A 2,311-nucleotide genomic window follows, 5' to 3' on the forward strand; every position below is an offset into this window, starting at 1 on the left:
GCACCGTCACCAGCACCCACTACGAAATGTCCACCACCGCCGACCTCACCGCCTGCCTCGACGACCTCACCCACCGGTTAACGTCGACACCCTCCGGGGCTTGACCAAACCCATAGGGACACCCCCCCGTGTGCCCCGCACCGGCTATGCCGTCAACCAGTTCCCCGCTATGCGCGGCGACCACAGCTAGGCTGCTGCGGTCACAGCTTCGGACCCGAGACGTCCCCTCACTGTCAAGGCGGAGTTGCCGATGCCCCCACGACTGAAGCTCACGGCAATAACACTCGACTGCCCGGATCCGAGGGCCCTGGCCGCCTTCTACCAGCAGGCCACTGGACTCGATATCGACGCCAAGTCCGGCGACGACTTCGTCGGACTGATCGGCGAAGGCGGACTCTTCATCGGCCTGCAACGGGTCGACGACTACCAAGCGCCGAGCTGGCCTGACCAACGCGTGCCGCAGCAGCTCCACCTTGACTTCGCCGTCGACGACCTCGATGAGGCCGAGGCCCTGGTCCTGAGGCTGGGCGCGACCAAGCCTGAGATTCAGCCGGGCGGTGACCGATGGCGCGTCTTTGTCGACCCGGCTGGACACCCCTTCTGCCTGGCGAGAAGCTGAGTGGCCAACAGACCAATGCTACCCACCGCGCCCCGGCACCCCAGGATTCCTTGACCCCCAGGCAACCAACACAGGGCTCTGGCCTGCCGCGTTGTGGGCTTTGAACTGCTGGAACCGTCCATCAGTGTCCCCGCTCGTCCACTGGCGTCCGTCCCGATCGTCACCCAGTTGGTCACCCGCTTTCCAGTGATGATCGGATGGGGGTGCCGGGCGGAACGCGCCGCCAGACACGTGGCTCCTCGCCCCAGGGGCACCAAAAGATCACGCCAGGTTCGGCCAGCGCGACAGCCCGATCGTTGGCGGCGCGTGCTGGAAGGGCGTCTTGCCAACGAACTCGGCGTACCCCGGCCTCCCGAGCTGCTCGCGCGGCATGCGTCGCGCGCTCCGCAGCAATCAGTACGTGTATGGGTTCGCACGCATCGGCTGGCACCGGCACGAGGAGCAAGTAGACCTCCACTGCCTGATGGTGACAGGGCACTTTGCGGACTTGCGGCGGACCCTCCGGGCTTCTACGAACCGTCAGCTTGGAAGGTGCCTTGCATCGACTCCATGGCCGCGATGTTCCGAACCCTGAGCAGCAGCGCCGTTCGTTGCGAGGCGAGAAACCGTGAGGGGCGGAGGCCGGAGAAGCCCACCGTTGGCCCGTGTTGACCGCTGTATCGGGCACGCGCCGGGCACGCCGCTGTGGGCTTGAGAGCACGCGCACGATCGCGGCTGAGTCGCTAGGCTGCTTCGGTTGGAGACGGCATAGTCCTTGAGAGGCACGCGATGGCGGAAGATGTGGAAGCTGCTACCAGCAGAGCTGGCCATGTCGCACCTGACCCGAAGCTAGACGCTTTCAACTGCCCACATTCGCAATGTGGATCTTTTGCGCATCAGCGGATATCGGACGTGATGCTCCGGCGGCCCAGCGGCGGCATTTTTGCTATTTCTGGCTGGACGGCCCGAACTTGTGTTCGATGCGACCAGTACACAGTCTGGGCGGATTGGCACGGTAGGCCGCAAATGGTGTATCCGCTGCCTCTCGAAGGACTGCCGCCTAGTCCAGACACTCCACTGGACGTTTTGGCGGTCTACGAGGAGGCGCGGTCCGTTGCCGAGCGATCGCCTCGTAGTGCGGCTGCTCTCTTGCGGCTTGCGCTCCAGATGCTGGTCGATGGACTCGTTCCGGGCAGCGAGAAGCTTGACACCAAGATCGGAAAGCTGGTTGCACAGGGCCTGGACCCCCGCGTTCAGCGAGCAATGGACGTTGTGAGGGTTGTGGGTAACAATGCGGTCCATCCAGGCCAGATCGATTTTGACGAATTACCCGAGATCGCAGCTTCCTTGTTCGGTCTGATCAACCTCGTTGTTGAGCAGATGATCTCCCGCCCCAAGCATGTTGACGCACTCTTTCAGACGCTCCCGCAACAGGCCCTAGACGGCATCGAACGCCGCAACAGTCGCGCCACCAACTCGCCATAGCCGCCACGCTTCGCCATCCCGTCTGCCGCCGACCCGCCCGTCTGGGGAGCGGGCCGCCGCCCGGTCCGCCACGTCAAGCGGACCTTGACGCACGTACGGGCGGGACTGCCCCGGGTTTGGTTGACTCGCGGGGTTGAGTGGTTCAGGCCGCGTGTGCGGGCCTGTTGATTGTCTCAAACTTTATCGGGGTGAGCTTGCCGAGGCGTCGTTGCCGTCGGCGGCGGTGGT

Annotated in this window: 2 protein-coding genes; both read left to right on the forward strand. The window is 64.5% G+C overall.

Features of this window, described 5'->3' with window-relative positions:
• Positions 1-250: 250 nt before the first annotated feature.
• Positions 251-619, forward strand: a complete 369-nt coding sequence (locus E1165_RS28490) for a VOC family protein (RefSeq protein WP_132394776.1) — start codon at positions 251-253, stop codon at positions 617-619.
• Between the two features lie 1,065 nt (positions 620-1,684).
• Complete coding sequence (locus E1165_RS29325; RefSeq protein WP_165945357.1) at positions 1,685-2,083, forward strand: DUF4145 domain-containing protein; 399 nt, start codon at positions 1,685-1,687, stop codon at positions 2,081-2,083.
• Positions 2,084-2,311 lie beyond the last annotated feature (228 nt).

Source organism: Micromonospora sp. KC723 (genome assembly GCF_004348595.1).
Classification (GTDB): Bacteria; Actinomycetota; Actinomycetes; order Mycobacteriales; family Micromonosporaceae; genus Micromonospora.